This window comes from Niallia sp. WK069_GA_01 (genome assembly GCF_983173855.1).
Map to the genome: position 1 here is coordinate 4,862,006 of NZ_OZ470138.1, position 25,836 is coordinate 4,887,841.

Consider the following 25,836-nt stretch of genomic DNA (forward strand, 5'->3'; position numbering starts at 1 on the left):
TCCTGCGGCGGGTCTCGCCTCGCAGATCCCAGAGTATTCTGACTGCTCCCTGCTTCTTTTCATTTGCCATGTTGTTTGCATGGTTGTCTACCTTGAAAATAGGCTCTCATACTTAGTAATTGTTTCTTCTTTTTCATTGCTGCTAGAATGCCAACTGTTGCGACTTTTTCCCAGTTTCTTCTGCTTCTCTTATTATTCTTATATTTGTATCTTATACTGAATTTAAGGAATTCCTTTTATAAAAATTTTAAAAAATGGGGGCTTTACTATGAAAAAGAACTCTGTTGTTATTGCAGGGGGAGGAAGTACTTATACTGCTGGAATCGTGATGATGCTTATTGAAAATCAAGATAAATTTCCATTAAGAAAATTAAAATTTTATGATAATAATAGAGAACGTCAAGATATTATCGCGAAAGCTTGTGAAATTATTATAAAAGAACGTGCTCCTCAAATAGATTTTGTAGCAACGGTTGATCCAGAAGAGGCTTTTACAGATATTGATTATGTAATGGCACATATTCGTGTGGGTGGACTTGCCATGAGAGAACAAGATGAAAAAATCCCTTTAAAAAATGGAGTTGTTGGTCAAGAAACTTGTGGCCCTGGCGGTATTGCCTATGGAATGCGCTCCATTCCTGGAGTAATAGAATTAATTGATTATATGGAAAAATATTCTCCTAACGCATGGATGCTTAATTATTCTAATCCAGCTTCTATCGTAGCAGAGGCAACCCGTATTATGCGTCCTACAGCAAAAATCATTAATATATGTGATATGCCTGTCGCAATAAAAAAATCAATGGCAAATATTTTAGGATTAACATCTGAAAACGAAATAATAGAAAGATACTATGGTCTAAATCACTTTGGCTGGTGGACAGAAATTTATGATAAAGAAGGCAATGACTTAATGCCTAAGCTAAAAGAACATGTAAAGCAATGGGGATATGGTGCCAAAAATGATGGAGTTAATAATCCTTTGCTACAGGAATCCAGTTGGATGGATACGTTCACAAAGGCGAAAGATCTTTATGCTGTTGATCCTGATACACTACCTAATACTTATTTAAAGTATTATCTATTTGCTGATTATGTAGTAGCACATGCGAATCCAAATGTAACAAGAGCGAATGAAGTAATGAATCATCGTGAAAAACATGTTTTTGCTGAATGTAAACGCATTGCAAATGAAGGAACTGCAGCAGGAACAAGTATTGAGGCAGGAGAACATGCAGAATTCATTGTACAACTTGCAGGTGCCCTTTCCTATAATACGTATGAACGAATGCTGCTAATTGTTCCAAATAATGGGTCCATTAAAAATATTGATTCGACTGCAATGGTTGAAATTCCTTGTTTAGTAAGTAAAAGTGGAGTAGAGCCCTTGGCGATAGGAGAAATTCCTACTTTTCAAAAAGGATTAATGGAACAACAAATTGCAGTAGAAAAATTAGTTGTTCAAGCATACTTGGAAAAATCCTATCAAAAGCTATGGCAGGCTCTCACATTATCTAAAACAGTGCCAAGTGCAAAAGTGGCAAAAGATATTCTAGATGAACTAATCCAAGCAAACAAAGACTATTGGCCAATACTTCACTAATGGATTTTCTTTTATGAATATCTTTAAACTTGCAATACAGGATAAATGAACCTAATTTTGTTACACTTAATAGAGGGTTGATTTCATCCTCTATTTTTTGCTTATTTGGAGGGAGTTCATATGAACCTAGAAGAAATAATCAATAAAAACTATGAATATTTAAGCAATACGGATTTCACTATAGCCCAATATGTACTGGCACACAAAGAAGAAATAGGTACAATGGGGATTACCCAGTTGGCCAAACATAGTCTGGCATCCAAGTCCTCTGTTTTACGATTTACACAGAAACTAGGATTTAGTGGTTATAGCGAATTTAAAAACTTTGTTAAATTTCACCATACTGATACGGCAGTTGAACGTCATGATTTATTTAAGCAAGTAATAACAGATGCTACTAAAACACTTGAATACTTAAAGGACGCCGATTTAGAGCCAATTTATGAAGCAATCGAGGCTTGTGAAAATATTTATGTGATTTCAACAGGTATCGCTCAAAGAAATCAAGCAGCTGAATTACAGCGTTTATTCCTTTTAATAGGAAAACCAGTTCAGATTATTCCTGGCATGGTATATGCAAATGAATACCGTCTTATTATAGAAAAATTGACAAGCAATGATTTAATCATTCTTTTTTCTCTGTCTGGAGAAAACCCGAATTTACAAGGGTTGTTGGATATTCCCATTGTAAAAGGAGCAAAGATTATATCGGTTACTAATTTTAAAAGCAATTGGTTATCTGGTCATGCACATTACTGCTTATACGCATCTAGTACCTTCCATTCTGATCCTAAAAATTGGTGGGTTCAATCTGCCGCTTCCTTTTTTCTAGTAGTAGAAGCATTAGCATTCGGTTACATAGAATATGTGAATAAAAGAAAGTAATACAACCTTAGCATATTCCCCCCTTTTCTACATTCTAAAAAAAGAATGAGGGCACATCCTATCCATACACAAGGAAACTTAGAAGCTTTTTAGAAGGGTTGAAAAAGAATTTCGAAGAGTTTCCGAATTTTTATATTTTTCATCAATAATTTCTTGAAGCAATTCCCTTTTGTGTTTAGCTGGAAATTCCAACTGCTTTATTGTTTGTCTTGCTTCATTTAAAAAATCTACATATCGTTCAAAATCATCATCATAGGTAGAGGACCATTCATCTCTGATTTTTTTTGCGAGCATCGGACTTGCACCATTAGTTGAAACTGCAAGCATTAGCTTTCCCTTTTGCAGACTTGCTGGCACATGACAATTTCCTTCTGTAGTAGAAGAAGCAATATTAACAAGCTTTGTTTTCTCTAATTTCGCAGCAATCTTTTTGTTTATGTGTTCATCATTTGTCGCCGCGATGACATAAAAGGCAAACGTAAAATCCTCATCTACAGCTTTCCTTTTGACGATTTTAACTTCCCCCTCTGCCCCTAGCTTCTCTAACTCGGAACAAACTTCAGGACTGATAATCGTAATATTTGCTTTCTCCTTTAATAAAGCAGACGTTTTTCGCAGAGCTACTTTTCCTCCCCCTACAATCACACACTCTTTGTTTTTCATATTAACCATTAATGCATACATAATTATCTTCCTCTATCACTTCCGTTAGTCTCTCCTTTAAAATATCAGCGATAAAAGGATGATAACCTAGATAAGAAGCTAGTTCATACTGTTTTGTTCCATCCGTATATTGCTGCATTGTTTTGGTCATTGAATTTATTAATATCCCTGTAAATAATAAATACGGAATAACCAATATATTCGAATAAACAGAAGACTTCGCAAATTCCAGCCCTTCGATAAAACTAGGATTTGCAGCGGTTAAATAATAATCCTTTACATGGACGCCTGAAAGTCTTTTTTCTGCTAAAGCAGCAATATTTCCTAAATCCAGCTTTACATCTGGATCACTGCTTCCCCTACCTACTAACAATACAAATAAATCCTTCTTTTTAGACAAAGGAGACTCTTTTATTTTTTCCAAAACTATTTCAACCATCTTGTCATGAACACCAATTGGCTTTCCATAACGAATTTCCGTTTTTGGATATTGTTCCGCAAGCTTCTCTAATATTTCTGGTATATCCTTTTTGGCATGAGCTGCAGTTAAAAGCAAAACAGGTATAACATAAACAGACGTTGCTCCTCTTTCTATACATCGTTGAAAGGCTTGTTCAATTGTCGGTTCTGCCAATTCTAAAAAAGAATATTCTTGTATCATCGAGTCTTGCTGGTCCATACATTGCTTTACAAAAGAAATAGCTTGATCGCAAGCATCCTTTATTCTGCTTCCATGGCATATATATAAAACAGCCTCCATTATAAAACTACCTCAGTTGGTAATTTTTCAAGATATGCCTCTTCAAACCAGCTGATTTTTTCTCTCATCTTCACTACCTCTCCCACTATAATCATACAAGGATTATCTATTTTTCCATTTGCCGCATCTTCCACTACTTCACCAAGAGTGGTCACAACGGTTTTTTGGATGCTTGTCGTACCCCAATTAATTAAGGCAACAGGTGTAGATGCTTTTTTTCCATGCAAAAGCAATTTTTCTCGAATAGAAGGAAGGTTTTTTACCCCCATATAAATAGCTAAGGTATCAATATGGCATAAAGCTTCCCATTTAATATGGTCTTCTTGTCCATTTTTTATATGACCAGTGACAAAAGCGAAGGAAGAACCATAATCCCTGTGTGTAACAGGTATGCCAGCATAACTTGGTGCTGCTATACCAGCAGTTATGCCAGGAACTATTTCAAAAGGAATCCCGTTTTTAGCTAACGCTTCCGCTTCCTCTCCCCCTCTGCCAAATACAAATGGATCTCCGCCTTTTAATCTTGTTACAATCTTTCCTTTCTGAGCATGCTTCACAAGACAATGATTAATTACCTCTTGTTTCATGATATGGTGGTTTGGAAGCTTACCACAGTAAATAAGTTCTGCCTTTGGTTTGGCATATGCTAATAAATCTTTGTTTACGAGGCGGTCATAAAGAATAACATCAGCGCTTTTTATACATTTTAACCCCTTCACTGTTATTAAATCAGGGTCTCCGGGACCAGCTCCAACCAAATACACGATTCCCATCTATCTCACCTTCCCTCTCTTGTTGTTTTCCTTTTAAACAAGCAATATATAATGATTCATACTATGAATATATAAGAGGTTGTTCAAAAAGTCAGGTAAAAATGACACATTGAATTTCTTCGTTGGTTTGCTTTTCCGCCTCGAACTTCTCGGTCCTTTTTGAACACGCACTATAAGAATTTTTAAAAGGAAGAAAGAACTGTTTTATCAAAAGAGGCTATTATCTTCTCTTCTAATTGTTCTAAAAACAGTTCTTCTCTTTCCCCTATACTCACAAACACATTATTTACTTATTTTTAATTAAGCAGTAATATAGTAGTCCTTTTCTTTCAAATATTGGACAATTTGTTCTACACAATCTTCAATCGATTTTTTCTCTGTATCGATTACGATCTCAGGCTGTTTCGGCTTTTCGTATGGAGAACTTATCCCTGTAAAGTCCTTAATGATTCCTTTTCTTGCCTTTTCATATAAGCCTTTCGGATCTCTTTGCTCACATGCTTCAAGAGAGCATTTTACATAAACCTCAATAAATTCATCTTCTGCAAGCAATTCTCTTACTTTATCACGATCTTCTCTGAATGGTGAAATAAATGCCGTTAACACCACTTGTCCACCGTCAACAAATAGTTTGCTGACTTCCCCGATTCTTCTGATATTTTCGGTACGATCCTCTTCAGAAAATCCTAAATCTTTATTGATGCCAAAACGAATATTATCTCCATCTAAGACATACGTATTGGTACTATCATCAAATAAACGTCTTGCTACTGCATTAGCAACTGTTGATTTCCCTGAACCAGATAGACCTGTAAACCAAAGGATATAACTGTGATGCTTATTTCTACCCCTTCTTTGCTGCTTCGTAATCGTTTGTTCATGCCATGTAATATTTGTGCTTTGACTCAATGTTTTATCCCCCATTACTTAAGAATGAATCTGTTGTTTTTTTAAGCCGTTGATTAATACCTCAACCACTTCTTTTCTGCTGAATGTGCTTGGTGGTATTTCTCCATCTCTTAGCAGTTTGCGTACTTTGGTACCAGACAAAATTTCATGATGCTCTTTGTCATGTGGGCAAGTTTTTGTAGAAGCCATATTTTCGCATTTTTTGCAGTAGAAGCTATGTTCAAAAAATAATAGATTAATACCTAATTCTTCGACTGTAAAATTAGCAAATATTTTTTGAGCATCATATGTCCCATAATAATCTCCAACCCCTGCATGATCTCTGCCAACAATAAAATGGGTACATCCATAATTTTTTCTGACCATTGCATGAAAAATTGCTTCTCTTGGTCCAGCATAACGCATTGCAGCTGGGAAAACAGCTAAAAATACGCGATCCTCAGGATAATAATTTTTTAATAACACTTGATAGCTTTCCATACGTACATCTGCTGGGATATCATCTGATTTCGTTTCGCCAACAAGTGGATTTAGAAATAATCCATCTACAATCTCCAACGCAGTCTTTTGAATATATTCATGTGCTCTGTGAACAGGATTTCTTGTTTGAAATCCTACTACTGTTTTCCATCCCTTTTCTTGGAATACGGCTCTTGTTTCTTGCGGATCTAGATAAAAGCTAGTAAAATCTTTTTTCTCTATTTTCTTTACTAGTTTAATAGATCCTCCTAAATAAACATTACCTCTTTCATACATTTTCTTCACACCTGGATGTGCTTCATCATCTGCACGATAGACAGATTTCGCTTCTGTAATTTTATCTGGCACATATATATCTTCTACCTGTAAAACACCGTATGTTTCCCCATTATAGTTAAGTTTCACGATATCCTGTACGCTAATTCCTTTAGCATGTGCTTCTGTCACCGGAAGTGTAATCGGTATACTCCATACTGTTCCATCTGCTAAACGCATATTTTCTACAACTGATTCGTAATCTTTTCGTGTTAAAAAGCCAGTTAGTGGACTATATGCTCCATTTCCAAGCAATTCTAGGTCACTTAACGCAATGATATCTATCTCTAATTCTTTTTCTTTTCCAACAAATTTGTAGTTAGGTTCCCATAAATTAATCAATGTTCCGCCATGTGGTATACTTACTGTCATTTTTTGCACCTCATTATTTTTTTGATTATATTATTTTACTAAGAATTAATATTCTACCTTGCTCTATTACCGAATGCCCTGCTCCATCCAACTTTCTATTTATATACCTCCACCTTCTTCGTAAACAGAACGATTGTCGGCTTTAATTGTTTTTACTAAACTAATTAACCCCAGTGTTGCGATGCATACCCCAATTAAAATAAATACAATATACAAATCCGTTTTAATAAACAGCTGCACCAATCCATAAGAGATAACAAGCGATAAAACTGGAGATACAATCCAAACTTTTAAAATTCGGTGAATTACTTGCTTTTTAAATATGCCTAATCCATTTTTTGAAACACCAATTCCGATAATAGCCGTGCTTGTCACCTGTGTTAATGGAACTGGCAATCCATAAATAGACGCGATAATAACTAGGGCAGAACCAGTTCCAGAAATCACGCCGCCTTCTAATTTACTAAAACGGACAATTTTTTTCCCATTTGTCTGCAGTACTCTTCCTCCTAATAAAAAGGCACCCGCGGCGATGGCAAATCCACCTACTAATATTCCTGTATTCATGGAAACAAGCTCTGCCCCAACTAAAGGTCCAATAGCATTTGCCACATTATTCATACCTGCTGAAAAAGCTTCTAGAAAGCCAACGATAATTACAAAAATCGTTAAAATACGCTGGTTTTTTTCTTCTTGCAGCCAACTGAATTTACGCTCCAGTTTTTGGATTAGTTTTCCTGTCGCAAAAGCAATAATAAAGGCGACTAAAGGCACTAACAACCAAAATAAAGCAATCCATAATATATGACCTACAAAAAGACTTTTATACGCTATACCTACTCCGACCACACTTCCTACAGTTATTTCACTAGTTGAAAGTGGGATTCCCATGAGATTAGCAATGAATAAAGCAATAGCTGCAGAAGATAGAATGATTAATACAACTTTTGCATTCAGAATGGAGCTTGGGATAAGTCCTTCTCCAATTGTTTTAACTACTTCGCTTCCGCCAATCACTGCTCCTAAAAGAATGGCTACTGCACATATGGATAAAGCTATTCTTTTACTAGGGATGGCTCCAGATCCATATGCTACCCCAAGACTTGCAGCAGCACCGCTTGCGCCAATATTCATTGCAAAAAACAGGGACATAATACATGCTAAAATTAATATCATTTTTGAGTTCTCCAAATCATTGTAAGTGCAGTCCGCATTCTGTTTTTCCTTTTCCTGTCCATCTTCCCGAGCGCAAATCATCCATATTAAAGGTCGGCTGTGTACATGTTTTACAGCCAATGCTTGGATATCCTTTATCATGCAGAATGTTATAGTCTAATTGCTGCTTATGAGCATATCTCCATACATCTTTCCATGTCCAATAAATAAGCGGGCAGACTTTAACAGATTTAAATCGATTATCTTTATTGATAAATTCAGTATTTTTCCTTGTTTCTGACTGCTCTCTTCTTAATCCTGAGATCCATGCAACTGGATTAGACAGAACCTCATTTAATGGCGTTATTTTTCTTATTTCACAGCATTTGTTAGGATTCGTTTTCCAAAGCTCTTCACCCCACTGTTCTGCTTGTTCCTCTAATGTTAATGCAGGCTTTTTCATCTCAATTTGAAGCTCAGGATACTTTCCCTTTACTTTGTCAATCAGCTCATATGTTTCTTGAAAATGAACATCTGTGTCCAAAAAAACTATTTTTGCATTTTTCTTTACTTTTGATATTAAATCGATTAACACAATCCCCTCTATGCCAAAGCTGCATGCATAGACTACTTGATCACCATACGTATCATAAGCCCACTTTAATACTTCCAATGCTCCTTTCGTATCGTTATCAATCGAAACATTTATCCCTTGAAAATTATCGATATTTTCATAAGTAACTAGCTGACTCAATCTAAAACTCTCCCATCCTTACCTTCATTTTTAGAAAAAAATAAAAAAACAGCTTTAACAATCCCTGTTAAAACTGCCTCTAGTTTTTCTAGTCAGCGGTTTTATTTACCTAGCCTAATTTTTTCATTCTTTTCAATTTGAATCACTTTTCCGTCTTGAACGACTAAAGTGACGGAGCCAAATTTCATGTCTTTTAATATTTGTTCTAATTGGTCCTTTACTCTATCTAGCTGATTTGCTTCCCCCATAAACAAATCCCCTCCCTTAAAAAGGAAATCTCTAAATCAAATAGTATAAAAAAATCCTCCCACAATGAGAAGATAAGGTAATCTTTAACCTTATCTTCCAAAATGGAAACCATCTTGTTGGGGTTAGCACCTTGCTTCAGTGCAGGTTGCTGGACATCCTCGGGCCAATTCCCTCCGTCTCTCTTGATAAGCGATTTAGTTTTCTAAATTTTATCATAATTGTCATTATTGTCAATAAGTTTTTCTAGTTGTTTAGTCGGGATTGATATCATTCTATAATAGAGGCATTAACCCCCTTATGTCTAGCTATTATATAGAGAATATGTAAAACAATAAAAATAGTGCGCTGCAAACTTTATTCTGCTACAACTTATAACATTCGCTTTCCCCTTGTCAGCATGCTGCTATCACAGGCTCTATCGAGAAACTTTCATGAAACCAAATTTGCACCATGAAAAGTGAAAACAGACAATTTGATATGTTGAAACACCGAGGAGGCTCAAGCGTAGCCCCATAGAAAGCGAAGTGTATGCTGGCTGCGGATTTATTGAGAGTGCTGGGAACCCTTTTTTCAGAGAAGACAATCATGCAAACAAAATTTGCACCTTGGGGTATATAAAGAAGCAGCTTTCTATTTTGTTTTATGGCCAAAGTTTAAAGCAGAGAGCAGGTGGAATACACGAAGACTCCCGTGGGAAAGCGAGAAAGACGAGACCCTGCAGGAGCGCAGCGACGAAGCGGCTCGGCGCTCGCCCACAGGAAAGCGAAGTGTATTCCACCTGCGGATTCCTTTTTTCAGGGTAGCTTATTTCCTTAACTTTAACAACGGCTTTGCTATTATTGGTACAAGAACTGCAGATAGAATTGCTTCTGGAATCCCGTTTGTCCCTACAATGCCAAGCAATACAGGCAATATCTCATTTACATCAATCTTATACATATTAGCGTATGGCGTACGATAAAAAAGATAAATAAGTCCAAGTACTAAAATTGTATTGGTTAAAGAACCCACTATTCCCGCGATACTCATTGCAGCTGCATTTTTATTTTTTAACAGCTTATGAAAAACAAACCCAGCAACCACTCCAATTAAGATACGAGGTACTACAGAGACAAGTGGATTCGTAAAAATAATCGGTGCAATTATACTTGTAGGATTTGTAAAAGCTCGTACAAAGGTTATAATCCCCCACACTCCTCCTACTACTGCTCCTTCTGCAGGACCTAATACTATTGCTGCCACAATAACGGTAACGTGAATAAATGTTAAACTGAGTGGTCCAATGGGAATTAAACCAAGAAAAGGGATAGTTGCTTGCAAAAAGATAATGCTTGAAAACATGCCTAATAACACAATTCTTAACGTCCTATTTTTCTTATTCATATAATACTCCTTTAATCAAAATCACTAAATTATTATACGTTAAAAGTTCGATTAAGTCCGAAAAATGGAGTATTTTTGGAATATACTTTTAATGGAGTCTCTATCCTTGCCTCCACCAAATAAAACATAATTGCTGGATTACAACAAAGCCAATGCTTGTAGAAAACAACACCATTTTTTCACTCTTACCTATTCACAAGAAGATTCTTTTCTAACTGAAGCAGCTTCTCCTTCATCTCAAGACCACCTCTATAGCCTGTCAATTTTCCGTTTTTCCCAATGACTCGATGACACGGTACAACAATTAGAATAGGATTTGCCCCTATTGCAGTACCAACAGCTCTTACAGATTTAGGTTTATTTATTTTTGTAGCAATTTCTGCATAACCCATAGTTGTTCCATAAGGAATAGCAGCTAATGCCTCCCATACTGCTTGTTGAAATACCGTCCCAGAATAATCGAAAGCAATGGTAAACGTTTGGCGTGCTCCGCTTAAATACTCGATCAGTTCTTTTTTATAAGGCTCTAAGTAAGCCTCCCCTTCCTCTAGCTCCACGGTCGGATATTTTTTTGCAACCCACTGAAGAAGTTCACTAAAAGGCTGATTCTGTGATCCAACATAACAAAGTCCTTTTTCTGTTGCTGCGATATACATTTGCCATTCATTATTTGACAATAAAGACCAATAGATTTTTTCCATTTTTCATTCTCCTCCTTTTTGGTTGTTTTATTTGTAATCATTTTTTTGATATTATTTCTTCTCTCTATTATCGGGAAATTTTTTCATTAATGCACCAATAAATATCTTCACATTTTTTTTATCACGCATAATAGGTGAATACACATAAGAAAGGGTTCGAATAAAGGCATGATTTTTCACTTGGACAATGGAAAGCTGATGCTGCACTATATCTCTTTCAATAACACTCTTAGATAAAAGCGATAATCCCATTCCTCTTATCAGTGTTTCTTTAATACCTTGATTGCTGCTAATTGTCAGAAATGATTTCGCCTTTAATCCATTCGAACGAATAACATGGTTCAGATATTCTCTTGTCCCTGAACCCACTTCTCTTGTTATCCATGTTTCATTCTGCAGTTCAGCCATTGCCACATCTTCCTTTAACGCAAGTTTATGGGAATTAGAAGAGACAATAAATAACTCATCTTCCATAAAGGCATGAACAGACAAATCCTTTTCATTTGTTTGTCCTTCAATTAATCCTATATCGACTTTATATAGACGCACTGATTGCACGATTTCTTCTGTATTACCAATAATAACCTCTAGTTCTAAGCTCGGATAGTCTGTTTGCAAATCCTGCAATAGTGGCGGAAGAATATATTCACCAATTGTAAAACTAGCACCAATCTTTAATTTTCCTTTTATAGCATGATGATGTTCTAGAATATTTTGTTTTGTCTGATCATAGATTGTAATCATTTGAATAGCACAATCATATAAAATTTCACCAGTAGGGGTGATTTTTAAAAATTTAGGAGAACGTTCAAATAATTTTGTTTGAAATTCCTTTTCTAGATTTTTTATATGCAAACTAACACTTGGCTGAGACATGAGAAGAATTTCAGCTGTCTTCGTAAAGTTTTTTACTTCTGCAAGAGTTACAAATGTTTTTAAAGCATCATAATGCAATAGAATCTCCCCTTTAATTATTAATAATACTAATAGTTGTAATAAGTTATATGTATTTTACTAATTCTACTTCTTCCAGTAAAGTACATATATAAAGTGAAGCATCAGAAAATCTAGCGCATACTCTCGCTTTTCACCCTATTCCCAATATATTGTTATCCAGCTTAATGACATTGGGGAATTACTGCCAATTTAGAATAAAAAAAATTCAGGCATAGACTTTACAAGAAAAGCGCAAACGCCTTGTTCAGCTCCAAAGAAAAATGTTCTCTTGACTCAAAAAGTCTTCTTTACTTTTAGAGGCAAGAGGTTATACTCATAGGAGCTAGGCGCTGGCCGGCGAAGCTAGACACTCTTCAAATTTCAAAAATTTTATACTTTCTTATCTATTAAAAAAAGCTTAAAATGTAGGATAACCACTCTTTTACGTAAGAAATGAAAAATTTTTTGTTCCTAATTCCGATTTGTCAGATTGGATTAATAAAAAAACAAAATTCCCAACGTAAAACCGGTTTTCTATCAACATGCATTACTTCCTTTCATCAGGTTGATAAATGCTTATATTTCTTTGTGAGGTGATCATATTGCAGCTTCAAGTAACAAATAGTCCATTTAGTCAAGAACAAACAGATCTTCTTAACCAGCTATTACCAAATTTAACTGAGACACAAAAAATATGGTTAAGTGGTTACTTACTAGCAACTCAAACTTCTGATTCATTAGATCAGGTTGGGAAACAGCCAATCGGAAGCGTTCAACCCTCCGTTTCTAAGGAGGTTACAATCATTTACGGATCACAAACCGGCAATGCAGAAAGTCTAGCTGAAAGTAAAGGAAAGCAATTAGAAGCTCAAGGCTTTAATGTTACCGTTTCTTCCATGAATGATTTCAAACCAAATCATTTAAAAAAGGTGAAAAATCTACTCGTCATTGTAAGTACACACGGAGAAGGAGAGCCGCCAGATAATGCCCTTTCTTTCCATGAGTTTCTTTATGGAAGACGTGCCCCTAAATTGGATGATTTGCATTTCTCTGTATTAGCTCTTGGCGATAGTTCGTACGAGTACTTCTGTCAAACGGGTAAAGAATTTGATCAGCGGTTAGAAGAATTAGGCGGCATAAGGCTGCATCCTAGAGTTGATTGTGATCTCGATTATGATGAACCAGCAGAAGAATGGATCTCAAGTGTTTTATTACAACTAAGTGAAGCAAAAAGTGAAACAGTTTTGACTACTTCTTCACCTATCTCAGCTTCCACTGAATCTGTGTATTCCCGCACAAATCCATTTCAAGCAGAAATTCTAGAGGTGATTAATTTAAACGGACAAGGGTCCAATAAAGAAACACTTCATTTGGAATTGTCGCTAGAAGGTTCTGGACTTACATACCAACCAGGAGACAGCGTCGGCATCTATCCTAACAATGATCCTATTCTTGTAGAGATGCTTCTTAACGAAATGAAATGGGATCCAGAAGAAATTGTTACGGTTAACAATAAAGGAGATGTTCTTCCGCTGAAAGAAGCACTGACTTCTTACTTTGAAATTACCGTTTTAACGAAACCGCTCCTTGAACAGGCAGCACAGTTCACAGCAAATGAAGATTTGCAGGAGCTTTTATATCCAGATAGTGAAGACGAATTAAAGGCATATATTAAAGGACGGGATTTATTAGATTTAGGTCAGGACTTTGGACCATGGGCAGTGCCTGCACAGAAATTTATCAGTATTCTTAGAAAAATACCTGCTCGTCTATATTCCATTGCGAGCAGTTATGCAGCCAACCCAGATGAAGTACATTTAACAATAGGTGCTTTACGTTATGAGTCGCATGGAAGAGAAAGAAAAGGAGTATGTTCTATTCTTTGCTCAGAACGCCTGAATCCAGGAGATAAACTGCCTATCTATATTCAGAAGAATCAAAACTTTAAGTTACCTGAAAAACCAGAAACACCTATTATTATGATTGGACCTGGAACAGGTATAGCACCTTTCCGCTCCTTCATGCAGGAACGAGAGGAAGCTGGGATAAGCGGTAAGTCTTGGTTATTCTTCGGAGATCAGCATTTTGTAACAGATTTCCTTTACCAAACAGAATGGCAAAACTTATTAAAAACAGGTGTACTTACAAAATTAGATGTAGCTTTCTCTCGAGACAGCAATGAAAAAGTTTATGTTCAGCATCGTATGCTGGAACATAGCAAAGAATTATTCGGCTGGCTGGAAGAAGGAGCCGTTGTCTATATTTGTGGAGATGAAAAGCATATGGCACATGATGTTCATCAAACATTAATTGATATTATTGAAACAGAAAAGAATACAAGCAGAGAAAAAGCAGAAGAATATCTGGCAGCTCTGCAGCAAGAAAAACGTTATTTGCGAGATGTCTATTAATATTCTTTCGAAAGGAGTTTTTTATAAATGGCTAAACCTATATTAACAGCACCAGATGGTTCACCAAGTGATGTGGAACGAATCAAAGAAGATAGCAATTATTTACGCGGAACGTTAAAAGAGTCCATGCTGGAACCGATTAGTTCAGGTATTTCTGAAGATGATAATCGCTTAATGAAATTTCACGGCAGCTATTTGCAAGATGACCGTGATTTACGAAATGAACGCCATAAACAAAAGCTAGAGCCTGCCTATCAGTTTATGCTGCGCGTCCGCACACCCGGAGGCGTCTCCACACCTGAACAATGGCTTGTAATGGATGAATTGGCAGAAAGATACGGTAATCATACGTTAAAACTGACTACACGCCAAGCATTCCAAATGCATGGAATTCTTAAATGGAATATGAAAAAAACGATTCAAAGCATTCATCATACTTTATTAGATACAATAGCTGCATGTGGTGATGTGAACAGAAACGTTATGTGCAATCCTAATCCATATCAATCTGAAATACACGCAGAAGTGTTTGAGTGGTCCAAAAAATTGAGTGACTACTTATTACCTCGTACAAGAGCTTATTATGAACTATGGCTCGATGAAGAAAAGGTCTCATCTATTCCAGATCAAGAAGAAGTTGAACCAATGTATGGTGCGCTTTATTTGCCAAGAAAATTTAAAATTGGAATTGCTGTTCCTCCGTCCAATGATATTGATGTGTTCTCACAAGATTTAGGATTAATTGCCATTGTAGAAGAGGACAAACTAATCGGATTTAATGTTGCAATCGGCGGGGGCATGGGCATGACTCATGGAGATAAAGCTACCTATCCTCAGCTTGCAAAAGTAATAGGGTTCTGTACACCTGATAAAATTCTTGAATTAGCAGAAAAGATTATTACCATTCAGCGTGATTATGGTAACCGATCTGTTCGTAAAAATGCCCGCTTTAAATATACGGTTGACCGACTAGGATTAGAAAATGTAGTAGAAGAATTAGAAAATCGACTAGGCTGGAAACTAGAAGAAGCAAGGGGTTATCATTTTGAGCATAACACCGACCGTTATGGCTGGATAAAAGGCATCAATGGAAAATGGCATTTCACCTTATTTGTCGAAGGGGGACGCATCGCTGACTTTCAAGATTATAAATTGAAGACAGGATTGCGTGAAATTGCTAAAATTCATAAAGGTGACTTCCGCTTAACTGGTAATCAAAATTTAGTCATAGCCAATGTATCCAGCCAGAAAAAGAAAAAAGTAAACGAGCTGATTGATCAATATGGTTTAACAGACGGCAAACATTATTCAGCACTTCGCCGCAGTTCTATTGCATGCGTTTCTCTTCCAACATGCGGTTTAGCAATGGCGGAAGCGGAACGATACTTGCCATCATTAATCGATAAAATTGAAACCATTGTAAACGAAAATGGCTTGAGAGATGAAGAAATCACGATTCGCATGACAGGGTGCCCAAATGGCTGTGCACGTCATGCTCTTGGTGAAATTGCCTTTATCGGTAAAGGACCTGGAAAATACAATATGTATCTCGGTGCTGCATTTGACGGCAGCCGTCTAAGCAAATTATATCGAGAAAATGTAGGGGAAACAGAAATATTAGATGAATTAGGTGTTCTCCTTCCACGCTTTGCTAAAGAACGACTTGATAATGAACATTTTGGTGACTTTGTTGTACGCCAAGGCATTGCTAAAGCAGTAACAGACGGTACCAATTTTCATGATTAAATAAGCAAGGCGTGAAAAAATTTATACTTGCTTATAAAAGGGCTATCTCTATGGAATTTCATTTCCTTACGAGATAGCTCTTTTTTCTATAGAAACTCCACCTTTTCTTATCCTAAAAATAACCTCTTTCTTGTATTCATAATTCTTTCCGTTCATGTATATATTTAAATGGAAGTATGAAGCATAAATCTTTTACACGAAGAAATTCTAAACATACATCAAACACATAAGTGCTTGTCTTCTGTCATATAGACCAGCGAAACTCCAAGCCCTTTTACACCTACTATCACCAACATCATGAGGAGGCTATTACATGAGTTATGATCCATACTCCCCTTCATTTCAACTTTTTGGCGATTCTACTAAAGTTGTTAATTATCAACGGGACGCTCATAATTACATTACCCAATTATTTGCAAGTCAGTTGCCAGCCGTCCAAACAAGCTTCTTTAATGTCCATATGAGTCAAGGTATTATCGTTCAGCCACATTGGCATACAAATGTAACAGAGCTCGTTTTTCTTATTAGCGGAGAAGTAATGGCCTCTGTATTTAATCCCTATTCACGTAAATTAATGACCTATAAATTAAAGCCAGGGCAAGTCTCCCAATTTCCTAAAGGATGGTTCCATTGGATTATCGCTTTAACTCAGAATGTTCACTTGCTTACCATCTTTGATCAGCCAACTCCGGATATTGTTTATGGATCAGACTTTCTCCGATTCGTACCAACAGAAGTTTTAAATAGAGCCTACTGTGTGCAAGAAGATTATTATGAAAAAGCAGTTGCACCTCTTAACGAATCGGTTATTCTAGGTCCACCAATTGGATGCGAGCAAACAAATAAACATGCGGCCTCGCCACCTTACAGAGAAACGCAAACCTACCAGCCGCCACCTATTAACCCGGTCAATATAGCTACTTATCCTTACTGGCCACAATCTTGATAAAAAGCTGATGTTCCTATTTTTCAGAAAACCATAATTAGATGTGTTTCATTCTCATAAGAAAAGCGCAAGCGCCTTGTTTAGCCCCGAAGAAAAATGTTCTCCTGACTCAAAAAGTGTTTTTTTTACTTTTAGAGGCAGGAGGTTATCTTTCACAGGGGCTAGGCGCTGGAGCTAGACAGACTTCATATTTCAAAAAATTTATACTTTCTTACCTCATGAAAAAAAGAGCAGAATGAATAACTCTGCTCCTTCTTACAAGATAAAAAGTATACGTTTTTTGAAATGATGTCTAGCTTTTGCACCTCGTATCAAATCCTCTTGCCCATTTAAAAATCTGATTGATATGCCCCGGATTTGTCTGGCAGCACCCTCCAATTAACTTTGCTCCATCATTATGCCATTTTTTTGCTTGTTGTCCATAATGATTTTCCTCTTGTTCTGAAGTCCAAGATTTCGTTTCTGCATCATATGTTCCACCTGCATTTGGATAAATAACAATTGGTTTAGAAGTTGCCTCTCTCAAAATAGGAATAATAGCCGAAATATGGGAAGCGGCTGTACAGTTAACCCCGATTCCGCAAATATTGGCGTATGCATTAAAATAAGCTACCGCTTCCTTTAGCGGTGTTCCATCGCTTATATGCCCTTGATCTGCAACGCTGAACGACAGCCAGGCATAATCATTTGGAAAATGAGCTGCTAACAAATCCGCCAGCACTTTTCCTTCTTCAAAGTTTGGAATCGTCTCAAATGCAAATAAGTCTACTCCAGCCTCTTTCATCAGCTGCATGCGCGGTAAATGAAACTCCTTCCATTCTTCCTCTGTTAAATGATAATTCCCTGTGTATTCTGCTCCATTTGCCAAATATGCTCCGTATGGTCCGACGCTTCCAGCTACAAGCGGAAACGGTCTTTCCTTGTTATTTAAGTTGTCTAACTCTACTCTATTCTCCAAAAACTCGTCACGAGCTTCTTTTGCTAACGCAACGGTAGCTCTGATTAAATTTTCTGCTTCTTCTTTTGCCCATCCCTCTTGGACAAATCCTTTAATACTAGCCTGATATGTATTGGTTGTAGCAATATCTGCTCCCGCTTCAAAATAGTCAGCATGAACTTGTTTAATGCTATTCGGATTATCAATAACAGCTTTAGCAGACCATAATGAATTTTTTATATTTACGCCTTTTTTTTCTATTTCTGTCGCCATTGCACCATCTAAAATAACTAGGTTAAATTGCTCTATAATTTTTTCAATAGGATTAGACATAATCCCCCTCCTCTAGCCTTAAAATGAACCGCATCTATCAAATCATATCTGTATGTTCAATTTCCCAATGTTTTTTTATCAATTGCTCCAACTTATCTGTTTCTTTGCTTTTGAAGCATTGAATTATCTCTTTATGATCCTTATTCATTTGCACAGATGCTGCAAAAAGCTTCTCTGTATCATCACTTAAATAAACTTGTCTCACAAAACTGTTTTCTAATGTCTCTAACATGCCTGTGAGAGCCATATTATTGCATTTATTCATATAAACATGATGGAATTTCTTCTGATATTTTTGATAGTCTTCATAATTTTTTTCCAGAATAGAAAGATCGATTATTTTTGTATAATCTTCCATTTTTTCTATATCTTCTTCTGTTATATTTGCCATCGCTGTAACTGCTGCCAGCGCATCCAATACACCAACTACTTTAAAAACATCCAGCTTTTTTTTAATATCAAGTTCTTTGACAATAAAACCACGTCTTGGCAAATACTCTAATAAATTTTCTGAAGCAAGCTGTATTAGTGCTTCTCTAACTGGAGTTCTGCTTACTTCTAACTTTTTACTTAGTGCCACTTCATTAATTTTATGATTAGGAAGCAGTGTACCCTTTTGAATTTCATTGGCTAAATAATGATACACATGATCTTTTAATGACTGATATTTTTTGATAATAGTTCCTCCTTGCTCTAGAACATAATGACATGAAATTTTACCAGATTGACAAAAAATAAAAAACGTTGATTCGACAAAAAAACGGCTAAATTATATTTTCATTATACATTAGGAAACGAAGACCATTACAATATCCTCCATAAAGTCGCCAACTTTGTTGAGACATTGGGATGTTACAGGCGGTATTATCGTTTTATATAAAGAACAGAATTAGTCTAGCCTCCGCTTCACCGCTATATAATTTGTTTAAAGTATCTATATTATCAAATGCAAATACGGAACTCATCGTAAGCGGGATATTTTCTGGAGGAGATGCAGACTTTCGATTCCAGCTTCCTAATCTTGTTAATAAGGATTTAAATTCTAATTCATAGAAGATATTTTCTTCTTACTTCACTTTCTCTTAAAATTGCATATTGTATAATTAAAATACTATCTCTCATTCTACTAATGTTTTTCATTTTACCTTGATTTATTCCTATTCTCAACCAAATATCCACAAATAATATTGCACAGCAATTAAACTTATGCTAAAAATATAAATATACAATATGCAATATATTTTTTATTACATTATTTATTATCAGAAAATATTTTATTTTTAGAACTCTAAGGTAACTCATGTCACTGCACATAAAGGAGAATAATTACATGGAAGATTCAAACAAGACAAAGGAAAATCGTCTGCATCGTTCGATGAAAAGCAGACATTTATTTATGATTTCTCTTGGTGGTGTAATAGGAACAGGACTTTTTCTAAGTTCTGGCTACACGATAAATCAAGCAGGTCCAATAGGAACCATACTCGCTTACTTGCTAGGAGCGGTGATTGTCTATCTAGTTATGCTTTGTTTAGGGGAATTGACTGTAAAGATGCCCGTAACCGGCTCCTTCCATACATATGCAACAAAATTTATTGGTCCTGGTACAGGATTTACGATGGCATGGCTTTATTGGCTAACATGGACAGTAGCTCTAGGGTCTGAATTTACTGCTGCTGGTTTAATTATGAAAAGCTTCTTTCCATCCATTGCTGTACCAATTTGGAGTGCCATCTTTATCGTTTTGCTTTTTGTGATTAATGCATTTTCAGTTCGTTTTTTTGCAGAAACCGAATTTTGGCTCTCCAGCATAAAAGTGATTGCAATAATAGTATTTATCCTTATTGGAGGATTAGCTATATTTGGAGTTATTCCGATGGCAGGAACAAAGGAAGCTCCTCTGTTTTCCAACTTAATAGCGGACGGGCTTTTTCCTAATGGATTTAGTACAGTGTTTTTAACGATGCTTGCCGTTAACTTTGCCTTTTCAGGTACTGAATTAATCGGCGTTGCTTCTGGAGAAACCACTGAACCGGAAAAAGTGATACCTAAAACGATTCACACTACACTTATACGGCTTATTATCTTTTTTATTGGAAGCATTACGGTTATCTCTGCTTTAATTCCCTGGAAAGAAGCAGGGGTTGACCAAAGTCCATTTGTATTGGTTTTCAACAGTATTGGAATTCCATATGCTGCAGCAATTATGAATTTTGTCGTATTAACTGCTATTCTGTCTTGTGCAAATTCTGGTTTATACGCAGCAACTCGTATGCTTTGGTCCCTTTCCAACGAAAAAATGATTTCCAAACACTTTCGTAAAGTAAATAAAAATGGCGTTCCAATGAATGCCCTACTATTAACTATACTTGGTGGGATTTTATCTCTTATTTCAAGTATCATTCCTGCTCAAACTGTCTATATAGTATTAGTGTCTATTTCTGGACTGGCAGTAGTAATCGTGTGGATGGGTATTGCAGCTTCTCAATTTATGTTTCGGCGAGTTTATTTAAAAGAAGGAAATAAACTGGAGGATCTAAAATTCAGGACACCTTTTTATCCCGTTGTCCCAATTGCAGCATTTATCTTATGCTTCCTATCTTGTATATTAATTGTATTTGATCCATCTCAAAAAATAGCACTATTTTACACTATTCCCTTTGTTGCCTTTTGTTATATTTTTTATTATACAAAAGAGAGGATTAAGAAAAAGAACAGTCTAAAAGAACAAATGAATATAAAAGAGTACTAGATATAAAAAAGCGCATATAACAAATTAAGCGAAACCCGCAATGGTTTAGACATAATTGCAGGTTTCGCTTTTTTATACAGTTGTTGCTTATTTATTGTACTGTTCAACTTTCAGCTCTAAGATTGCTAATTTTGACCAAACAATGGTTTGACTCAGAAACTAGCATCTGATTAATTAATCAAATCTCTTCTCGCAATAAATTAATCAGCTAATTTTATCCTTTTAATCCTCTGAATCTCCTAATAAGACAAATTCAAAAATAGTTACCAGCTTACTCGATTTGAGCAACCCCTAACTCTTTTTCAACTTTTGTCGTTAAACCATTAATACTAATTTTAATAGATGGCGATTGTGCAGGAGCATACACAACTTGTCCATTTTCATTTAAAACATCTCCGGCAAATCCAATAACATTATAATTCGGCAGGACTAGCCATGCATATGCTTGATGGTCATATCCATGTGGATTGCCAATTACAAGACCACTTTTATTCAAAGGAGTATATTTGCCAAACAAACTATTATTACCTTGATAAAACAAAAAAGCATTCCACATATTAGATACACTGTAACTAATATGTGAAATTGCCCTTTACTACTAACACCCTTCATCATCAGCAACATTAGTAACTTCTTTATTATTACGGATATGTTATTTGCCCTTGTTCAAGTATCTTGTCATGGTTAACTGTAGTCGTTGATCCTTGAATATTGATTAAGAAGCTTGGAGCAAATGTTGTACGTCTTGTTAAATGTTCTCCTCGATTTGTCATATAGCTTGTTACTACGACATCATTACCCAGTTTTTGTGGGATAGCGTAATGTGCATAGGTGAATGTTACATCACTTTTCGGAAGATTCATATAAAGTACGAGTCCAGTGTCATTTAATGGTTTATATCCTCCTGTTAATGAATCAGAAACATATCCTAGCATATAGATATCCTCTCCAGTAATTCCATCAACAGCCATTTTATTCCCTCTAGAACTTGTGAATAAATACCATTTTCCGTCTAGTTTAAAGACGTTTGCTCGTTCGATTTCATCTGTTACTGTATTAGAAGTGATTAGTGGATTCAATACATTTTTCAGTGTGAAATCATCATTTATTTCGATAATACCAAGTACACCATTAGCTAAAGAAGCCAGTTGTTTTTTACCATTGTTAAATAGCTTTGTTTGCGTTTCTAAATAGTAGTTATCATCGCCACCATAATAAGCCTTATTATAAAGGGACTTATCTCCATGATAACCAATCTCTGTTCCTGTATTTGCTTCAAATACTAGATATTTATGACCATTATCCTCGATATAATGAGGGTCTCTTAATGTATGATTATCGCCCGTACCATAAGCACCTTCATCAATAAACTGCTGCACATTTTGATAGATTTTACCATCTCCATCAAAAATGGACTTATGATCCTCTACACCTTCAATCTTAATCGCTTCATCATCAGCTTCTGACACATTTACTTGAGCCGTAGCTAACGTTTGTTTACTGTAATGATTAGAAAAGCTTGTATAGAATAAACGAATTTCACCATCTATTAACATAGCAGATCCTGACCATTCTTGTGTTTCTTGTTTTAAAATCGGATCATTTGCCGTAAACTTATCACTATCTTTAAATACTCTTCCAGCTAGCTTCCAACTATCAATAGATTTTTCGCCAACTTTTTGATAGAACATATAGACTTTCGTATCATCTGCGTCATTTGGATCCCCTGCTAAACCGAAAACAATATTATAGCCTTTATATGTTGCTACTTGCCCATTTGCATCTTGTAATGGCCATGTATCCCAAACATCTAAATCAATCAAATTGTTGAACTTATCTTCGCCTTTTGCAGAAGAAATATTTCTTATTGCATTTTGATCAAATACTGGCACTTTAAATTGACTGCTATTTTGCTGTTTTGGTAATTGTTCCATTTGGGCTTGTGTAATATGGAAAATTCCATAATCCTCAGTAAAAGAATATGGTTTTGTAACTGTATCTGTTGCATGAACAAAGCCTTTTTTATCATTATAAAGAACCTCATACATCGTTTCTGACACTGCGCTTGTAGTTATAAATTTTGTATTAGTAGGTACTTCAGTAAGAATATTATTTCCTTCATCATATACAGGAACAAAAACCGGTTCCTTCGATGAGTTGAATTTTGCGGCATATATTGTATATTCCTTACCTTCTGTTGCAAGACGGCTTGTATACACAAACCCTTTTTTACCCTTATACGTTACTTCTACCATTTTATCTGATAATGGACTTGTTGTTGTTAATTTCGTATTGATATCTAAGCTTGCTATTTTTTTCTTTTTACTAGAATCATAAAGATTGGATTTTGTTGTTATATATCGCGTTACTTCCGTTGGATTGCTAGAAAGACGGCTCGTATACACATAGCCCTTTTTCCCATTGTATGTTACTTCTACCATTTTATCTGATAGTGGACTTGTTGTTGTCAATTTTGTATTGATATCAACGCTTGCAATTTTTCTCTTTTTTGTAAAATCGTATAGATTTGATTTTTCCTTAATATATCTTGTAATCTTTGTTTGTTTACTAGAAAGACGGCTTGTATACACATAGCCCTTTTTCCCATTGTATGTTACTTCTACCATTTTATCTGATAGTGGACTTGTTGTAGTTAATTTTGTATTAATATCCACACTTACCAGTTTTTTCTTTTTGCTACTATCATATACATTTGATTTTTCTTTAATATATCTTGTTACTTTTGTTTGTTTTGTAGAAAGGCGACTTGCATATACATAGCCTTTTTTTCCTTTGTATGTTACTTCATACATTTTGTTATATTTAGACGTTTTTGTCGTCAATTTTGTATTAATATCTATTACGCTAATTTGCTTTTTTTTACTTGAAGTACCATCATAAAAATTTGCCGTTTTAGCGACATAATATGTTGTGCTTTTTGTTGTGTTACTTGCTTGAGCATATTGATGCATATTTCCAAATATAAAGAAACTTAAAACTATCGCACAAGCGATTTTAAACCAATTTTTCATTTTTCTCCTCCTTATTTTTTATACACAGACCACTATACCTTAAATTTACAAAATAAACTAGGTTTATATTTTGTTAAATTACCCCCTTTTGGTGAAACCATTGTGAATCTAATCTCGTAAATATTATTATTGGGTCTTTAGCACTCCTATGATATGTTTAAATCTATAGTTAGTAATTTACTGGAAATATACTACTTTTTTACTTGAATGAGCTTACTATTACTTATACATTTGCATAGAGCAATCAATTGATTGCGCTATGCAAAATAATATTATACTCATAAATAACTAGTTCCTAAGATTTATTTTTTTTATTAAAAGTAAAGAATACATCATATAAATTTGTCTAAAGACACTGTATCTACTTATTTATTAGATAATACATTCTTTTTGAGTTTTTTACAGAAAACTTAAAAATAGGAAATTCACCAAAATAATTCTTACCGTTTTCCTATTTTTTATGTATTAAGATTCCTGCTTCTCCTTTTCCCCACCAAGCTTAAAAACAAAAATACCTCCCGCAATGACCAGCACACCAACCAGCTGCTTCCAAGTAAAAGGAACTTTTGCTAATCCCAACCAGCCTAGTGTGTCAAGCAGCATCGCAAAACCAAGCTGGGAAATTAAAATGATGGAGATAGCATAGGTTGGTCTTAAGTGCTTCATTCCTTGAACAATACAAGTCACCACTCCAACACCAATCAAACCACTGAACCAAAACCATGGCTGCATATTTTGCAAGGAAAATAAGCCTTTTCCTTCTACTATGATTCCAATTGTTAATGAAGCCAAAAACCCCATACCTAAAACCAATGTTGTGGTTGACCACGATCCAGCTCGTTCATTCACCTTGCTGTTGAAAATATTCTGCAATCCTACAAGTACCCCGGCAAGAAGAGACATGACTATTCCTACTAGCATTCTTTTACACTCCTACTTTTTTCAAATTTGCTTCTTATTCATAAATACTTCTACTAGCCACTTTTCTTAAACCTTCTCTACTTTTAATAAAAATAGTGCCTTTGCTGCGTCCAATTAAGTCTTCTGCAACAAACTTTTGAATAATCCTGTTCAGGTGTCGATAGCTTGTTCCAATAAAATTGGCTGTGTCCTTCACATTGATTTCGCTTGCTTCATCAGTAAATAATGAATCCGTTTCATCAAAAGAGACGGATAGTAAGTAGCTTGCCAATCTTACTTCCACTGGATACAGCAAATTAAAGCTTAAAGAATTGGATTTCACATGAAATTTTCGTGTAATAATATCCAGCATAAAATTTAGCAAAGGGGCATAACTACTTCCATATTGCTGCAACATACGGTATGGAATGCCAATCATCTCCACTGCAGATACAGCCTGAACATTATTGATAATATCTATATCCCTTATATATTCGATATCCCCAATTATTTCAAGAGGTGTTTTAAAAGATAGAATTAATGTTTTTCCTTCTGCAGAGGTCATATAAATTTTTATTTTCCCCTTAACAAGGATATACAAGTATTCAGATGGATCCCCCTGCGAACAAATGAAATCGCCTTCATTGAAGAGGTACAAATTTGCAAATGCCATTAATTCGTCGTTAAATATAGCATCTATTCGATGTTTTCGTAAATGAGATTGAATTTGCTCCCTATCTTTTAATTCTCCCACTTTGTTTCCACCTCTATTCTTTTCCTTTCTTGAAAATCCTTTTCTATTAGAGGTTGTTCAAAAAGACACCAAATGATACGCGTCGAA

General features: G+C 35.5%; 23 protein-coding genes and 1 riboswitch. Of the genes, 6 read left to right on the top strand and 17 right to left on the bottom strand.

All coding sequences use genetic code 11. The annotated features are described in order from the left end of the window. Positions 1-268 precede the first annotated feature (268 nt). Both AC5LWL_RS22595 and AC5LWL_RS22600 read left to right on the top strand, forming a co-directional pair. Positions 269-1,603: a 6-phospho-alpha-glucosidase gene (locus tag AC5LWL_RS22595; protein WP_493436390.1), complete on the top strand. Its 1,335-nt coding sequence runs from the start codon at positions 269-271 to the stop codon at positions 1,601-1,603. A gap of 120 nt (positions 1,604-1,723) precedes the next feature. After that, a complete protein-coding gene (locus AC5LWL_RS22600) occupies positions 1,724-2,488 on the top strand; it encodes a MurR/RpiR family transcriptional regulator (RefSeq protein ID WP_493436391.1) in 765 nt (254 codons plus the stop codon). Between the two features lie 78 nt (positions 2,489-2,566). On the opposite strand, the gene AC5LWL_RS22605 is transcribed toward AC5LWL_RS22600, so the two are convergent. From AC5LWL_RS22605 to AC5LWL_RS22655, 11 genes are all read right to left on the bottom strand, one after another. Further along, positions 2,567-3,172 carry an NAD(P)-binding protein gene (locus AC5LWL_RS22605; RefSeq protein ID WP_493436392.1) on the bottom strand — a complete coding sequence of 202 codons (606 nt, stop codon included), beginning with the start codon at positions 3,170-3,172 and terminating at the stop codon, positions 2,567-2,569. Continuing rightward, positions 3,153-3,911 carry a sirohydrochlorin chelatase gene (locus AC5LWL_RS22610; protein WP_493436393.1) on the bottom strand — a complete coding sequence of 253 codons (759 nt, stop codon included), beginning with the start codon at positions 3,909-3,911 and terminating at the stop codon, positions 3,153-3,155. Before AC5LWL_RS22610 ends, AC5LWL_RS22605 begins: the two co-directional genes overlap by 20 nt. Further along, positions 3,911-4,684 (bottom strand): uroporphyrinogen-III C-methyltransferase, encoded by a 774-nt coding sequence (gene cobA, locus AC5LWL_RS22615; RefSeq protein WP_493436394.1) that lies wholly within the window; start codon positions 4,682-4,684, stop codon positions 3,911-3,913. The genes AC5LWL_RS22610 and cobA overlap by 1 nt, the downstream gene beginning before the upstream one ends. Positions 4,685-4,984: 300 nt before the next feature. Continuing rightward, complete coding sequence (gene cysC / locus AC5LWL_RS22620) at positions 4,985-5,593, bottom strand: adenylyl-sulfate kinase (protein WP_493436395.1); 609 nt, start codon at positions 5,591-5,593, stop codon at positions 4,985-4,987. 18 nt (positions 5,594-5,611) lie between these two features. Further along, a complete protein-coding gene (sat, locus tag AC5LWL_RS22625) occupies positions 5,612-6,760 on the bottom strand; it encodes a sulfate adenylyltransferase (protein WP_493436396.1) in 1,149 nt (382 codons plus the stop codon). Positions 6,761-6,859: 99 nt separating this feature from the next. Then, positions 6,860-7,936 (bottom strand): sulfate permease, encoded by a 1,077-nt coding sequence (gene cysP / locus AC5LWL_RS22630; RefSeq protein WP_493436397.1) that lies wholly within the window; start codon positions 7,934-7,936, stop codon positions 6,860-6,862. A gap of 16 nt (positions 7,937-7,952) precedes the next feature. Further along, entirely contained in the window at positions 7,953-8,642 is a 690-nt protein-coding gene (locus AC5LWL_RS22635) for a phosphoadenylyl-sulfate reductase (protein ID WP_493436692.1), read from the bottom strand. Positions 8,643-8,770: 128 nt separating this feature from the next. Continuing rightward, a complete protein-coding gene (locus AC5LWL_RS22640; RefSeq protein WP_493436398.1) occupies positions 8,771-8,917 on the bottom strand; it encodes a YezD family protein in 147 nt (48 codons plus the stop codon). 87 nt (positions 8,918-9,004) lie between these two features. Next, positions 9,005-9,110: riboswitch (SAM riboswitch) on the bottom strand. Positions 9,111-9,722: 612 nt separating this feature from the next. After that, positions 9,723-10,301 (bottom strand): ECF transporter S component, encoded by a 579-nt coding sequence (locus tag AC5LWL_RS22645; protein ID WP_493436399.1) that lies wholly within the window; start codon positions 10,299-10,301, stop codon positions 9,723-9,725. A 185-nt stretch (positions 10,302-10,486) separates the two neighbouring features. Further along, positions 10,487-11,002: a methylated-DNA--[protein]-cysteine S-methyltransferase gene (locus AC5LWL_RS22650; RefSeq protein WP_493436400.1), complete on the bottom strand. Its 516-nt coding sequence runs from the start codon at positions 11,000-11,002 to the stop codon at positions 10,487-10,489. A 51-nt stretch (positions 11,003-11,053) separates the two neighbouring features. Next, the gene (locus tag AC5LWL_RS22655) at positions 11,054-11,956 is read right to left on the bottom strand and encodes a LysR family transcriptional regulator (protein ID WP_493436401.1); all 903 of its coding nucleotides are present in this window, start codon (positions 11,954-11,956) and stop codon (positions 11,054-11,056) included. A 584-nt stretch (positions 11,957-12,540) separates the two neighbouring features. Here AC5LWL_RS22655 and AC5LWL_RS22660 point away from each other — a divergent pair. The 3 genes from AC5LWL_RS22660 to AC5LWL_RS22670 all read left to right on the top strand — a co-directional run bounded on the left by AC5LWL_RS22660 (position 12,541) and on the right by AC5LWL_RS22670 (position 17,041). Then, positions 12,541-14,349 carry an assimilatory sulfite reductase (NADPH) flavoprotein subunit gene (locus AC5LWL_RS22660; RefSeq protein ID WP_493436402.1) on the top strand — a complete coding sequence of 603 codons (1,809 nt, stop codon included), beginning with the start codon at positions 12,541-12,543 and terminating at the stop codon, positions 14,347-14,349. A 27-nt stretch (positions 14,350-14,376) separates the two neighbouring features. After that, positions 14,377-16,095 carry an assimilatory sulfite reductase (NADPH) hemoprotein subunit gene (gene cysI / locus AC5LWL_RS22665; RefSeq protein WP_493436403.1) on the top strand — a complete coding sequence of 573 codons (1,719 nt, stop codon included), beginning with the start codon at positions 14,377-14,379 and terminating at the stop codon, positions 16,093-16,095. Between the two features lie 313 nt (positions 16,096-16,408). Then, positions 16,409-17,041, top strand: coding sequence for a cupin domain-containing protein (locus AC5LWL_RS22670; protein WP_493436404.1), 633 nt, complete (start codon positions 16,409-16,411; stop codon positions 17,039-17,041). A 292-nt stretch (positions 17,042-17,333) separates the two neighbouring features. Here the strand turns inward: AC5LWL_RS22670 and mmuM are convergent, their stop codons facing one another. Then, positions 17,334-18,311: a homocysteine S-methyltransferase gene (mmuM, locus tag AC5LWL_RS22675; protein WP_493436405.1), complete on the bottom strand. Its 978-nt coding sequence runs from the start codon at positions 18,309-18,311 to the stop codon at positions 17,334-17,336. A 37-nt stretch (positions 18,312-18,348) separates the two neighbouring features. After that, a complete protein-coding gene (locus AC5LWL_RS22680) occupies positions 18,349-18,957 on the bottom strand; it encodes a GntR family transcriptional regulator (RefSeq protein WP_493436406.1) in 609 nt (202 codons plus the stop codon). Between the two features lie 684 nt (positions 18,958-19,641). On the opposite strand from AC5LWL_RS22680, the gene AC5LWL_RS22685 reads away from it, so the two are divergent. Beyond that, on the top strand, positions 19,642-21,063 hold the full coding sequence (locus tag AC5LWL_RS22685) for an amino acid permease (RefSeq protein ID WP_493436407.1): 1,422 nt from the start codon (positions 19,642-19,644) through the stop codon (positions 21,061-21,063). Between the two features lie 271 nt (positions 21,064-21,334). Here AC5LWL_RS22685 and AC5LWL_RS22690 read toward each other — a convergent pair whose 3' ends face one another. The 4 genes from AC5LWL_RS22690 to AC5LWL_RS22705 form a co-directional block, all read right to left on the bottom strand. Continuing rightward, positions 21,335-21,604: a glycoside hydrolase family 68 protein gene (locus tag AC5LWL_RS22690; RefSeq protein WP_493436408.1), complete on the bottom strand. Its 270-nt coding sequence runs from the start codon at positions 21,602-21,604 to the stop codon at positions 21,335-21,337. Between the two features lie 100 nt (positions 21,605-21,704). Further along, entirely contained in the window at positions 21,705-23,111 is a 1,407-nt protein-coding gene (locus AC5LWL_RS22695) for a glycoside hydrolase family 68 protein (protein WP_493436693.1), read from the bottom strand. Between the two features lie 1,449 nt (positions 23,112-24,560). After that, positions 24,561-25,016, bottom strand: coding sequence for a DMT family transporter (locus AC5LWL_RS22700; protein ID WP_493436409.1), 456 nt, complete (start codon positions 25,014-25,016; stop codon positions 24,561-24,563). A 34-nt stretch (positions 25,017-25,050) separates the two neighbouring features. Continuing rightward, positions 25,051-25,749 (bottom strand): Crp/Fnr family transcriptional regulator, encoded by a 699-nt coding sequence (locus AC5LWL_RS22705; RefSeq protein ID WP_493436410.1) that lies wholly within the window; start codon positions 25,747-25,749, stop codon positions 25,051-25,053. Positions 25,750-25,836 lie beyond the last annotated feature (87 nt).

Excerpts from the sequence above, each read along its gene's own strand:
- AC5LWL_RS22700 (WP_493436409.1), bottom strand. The coding sequence starts at position 25,016 with ATGCTAGTAGGAATAGTCATGTCTCTTCTTGCCGGGGTACTTGTAGGA.
- AC5LWL_RS22670 (WP_493436404.1), top strand. The coding sequence starts at position 16,409 with ATGAGTTATGATCCATACTCCCCTTCATTTCAACTTTTTGGCGATTCT.
- cysI (WP_493436403.1), top strand. The coding sequence starts at position 14,377 with ATGGCTAAACCTATATTAACAGCACCAGATGGTTCACCAAGTGATGTG.
- AC5LWL_RS22640 (WP_493436398.1), bottom strand. The coding sequence starts at position 8,917 with ATGGGGGAAGCAAATCAGCTAGATAGAGTAAAGGACCAATTAGAACAA.
- AC5LWL_RS22645 (WP_493436399.1), bottom strand. The coding sequence starts at position 10,301 with ATGAATAAGAAAAATAGGACGTTAAGAATTGTGTTATTAGGCATGTTT.
- mmuM (WP_493436405.1), bottom strand. The coding sequence starts at position 18,311 with ATGTCTAATCCTATTGAAAAAATTATAGAGCAATTTAACCTAGTTATT.
- cysP (WP_493436397.1), bottom strand. The coding sequence starts at position 7,936 with ATGATATTAATTTTAGCATGTATTATGTCCCTGTTTTTTGCAATGAAT.
- AC5LWL_RS22695 (WP_493436693.1), bottom strand. The coding sequence starts at position 23,111 with ATGTATGAGGTTCTTTATAATGATAAAAAAGGCTTTGTTCATGCAACA.
- AC5LWL_RS22610 (WP_493436393.1), bottom strand. The coding sequence starts at position 3,911 with ATGGAGGCTGTTTTATATATATGCCATGGAAGCAGAATAAAGGATGCT.
- AC5LWL_RS22650 (WP_493436400.1), bottom strand. The coding sequence starts at position 11,002 with ATGGAAAAAATCTATTGGTCTTTATTGTCAAATAATGAATGGCAAATG.
- sat (WP_493436396.1), bottom strand. The coding sequence starts at position 6,760 with ATGACAGTAAGTATACCACATGGCGGAACATTGATTAATTTATGGGAA.
- AC5LWL_RS22685 (WP_493436407.1), top strand. The coding sequence starts at position 19,642 with ATGGAAGATTCAAACAAGACAAAGGAAAATCGTCTGCATCGTTCGATG.
- AC5LWL_RS22605 (WP_493436392.1), bottom strand. The coding sequence starts at position 3,172 with ATGTATGCATTAATGGTTAATATGAAAAACAAAGAGTGTGTGATTGTA.
- AC5LWL_RS22595 (WP_493436390.1), top strand. The coding sequence starts at position 269 with ATGAAAAAGAACTCTGTTGTTATTGCAGGGGGAGGAAGTACTTATACT.
- cobA (WP_493436394.1), bottom strand. The coding sequence starts at position 4,684 with ATGGGAATCGTGTATTTGGTTGGAGCTGGTCCCGGAGACCCTGATTTA.
- AC5LWL_RS22600 (WP_493436391.1), top strand. The coding sequence starts at position 1,724 with ATGAACCTAGAAGAAATAATCAATAAAAACTATGAATATTTAAGCAAT.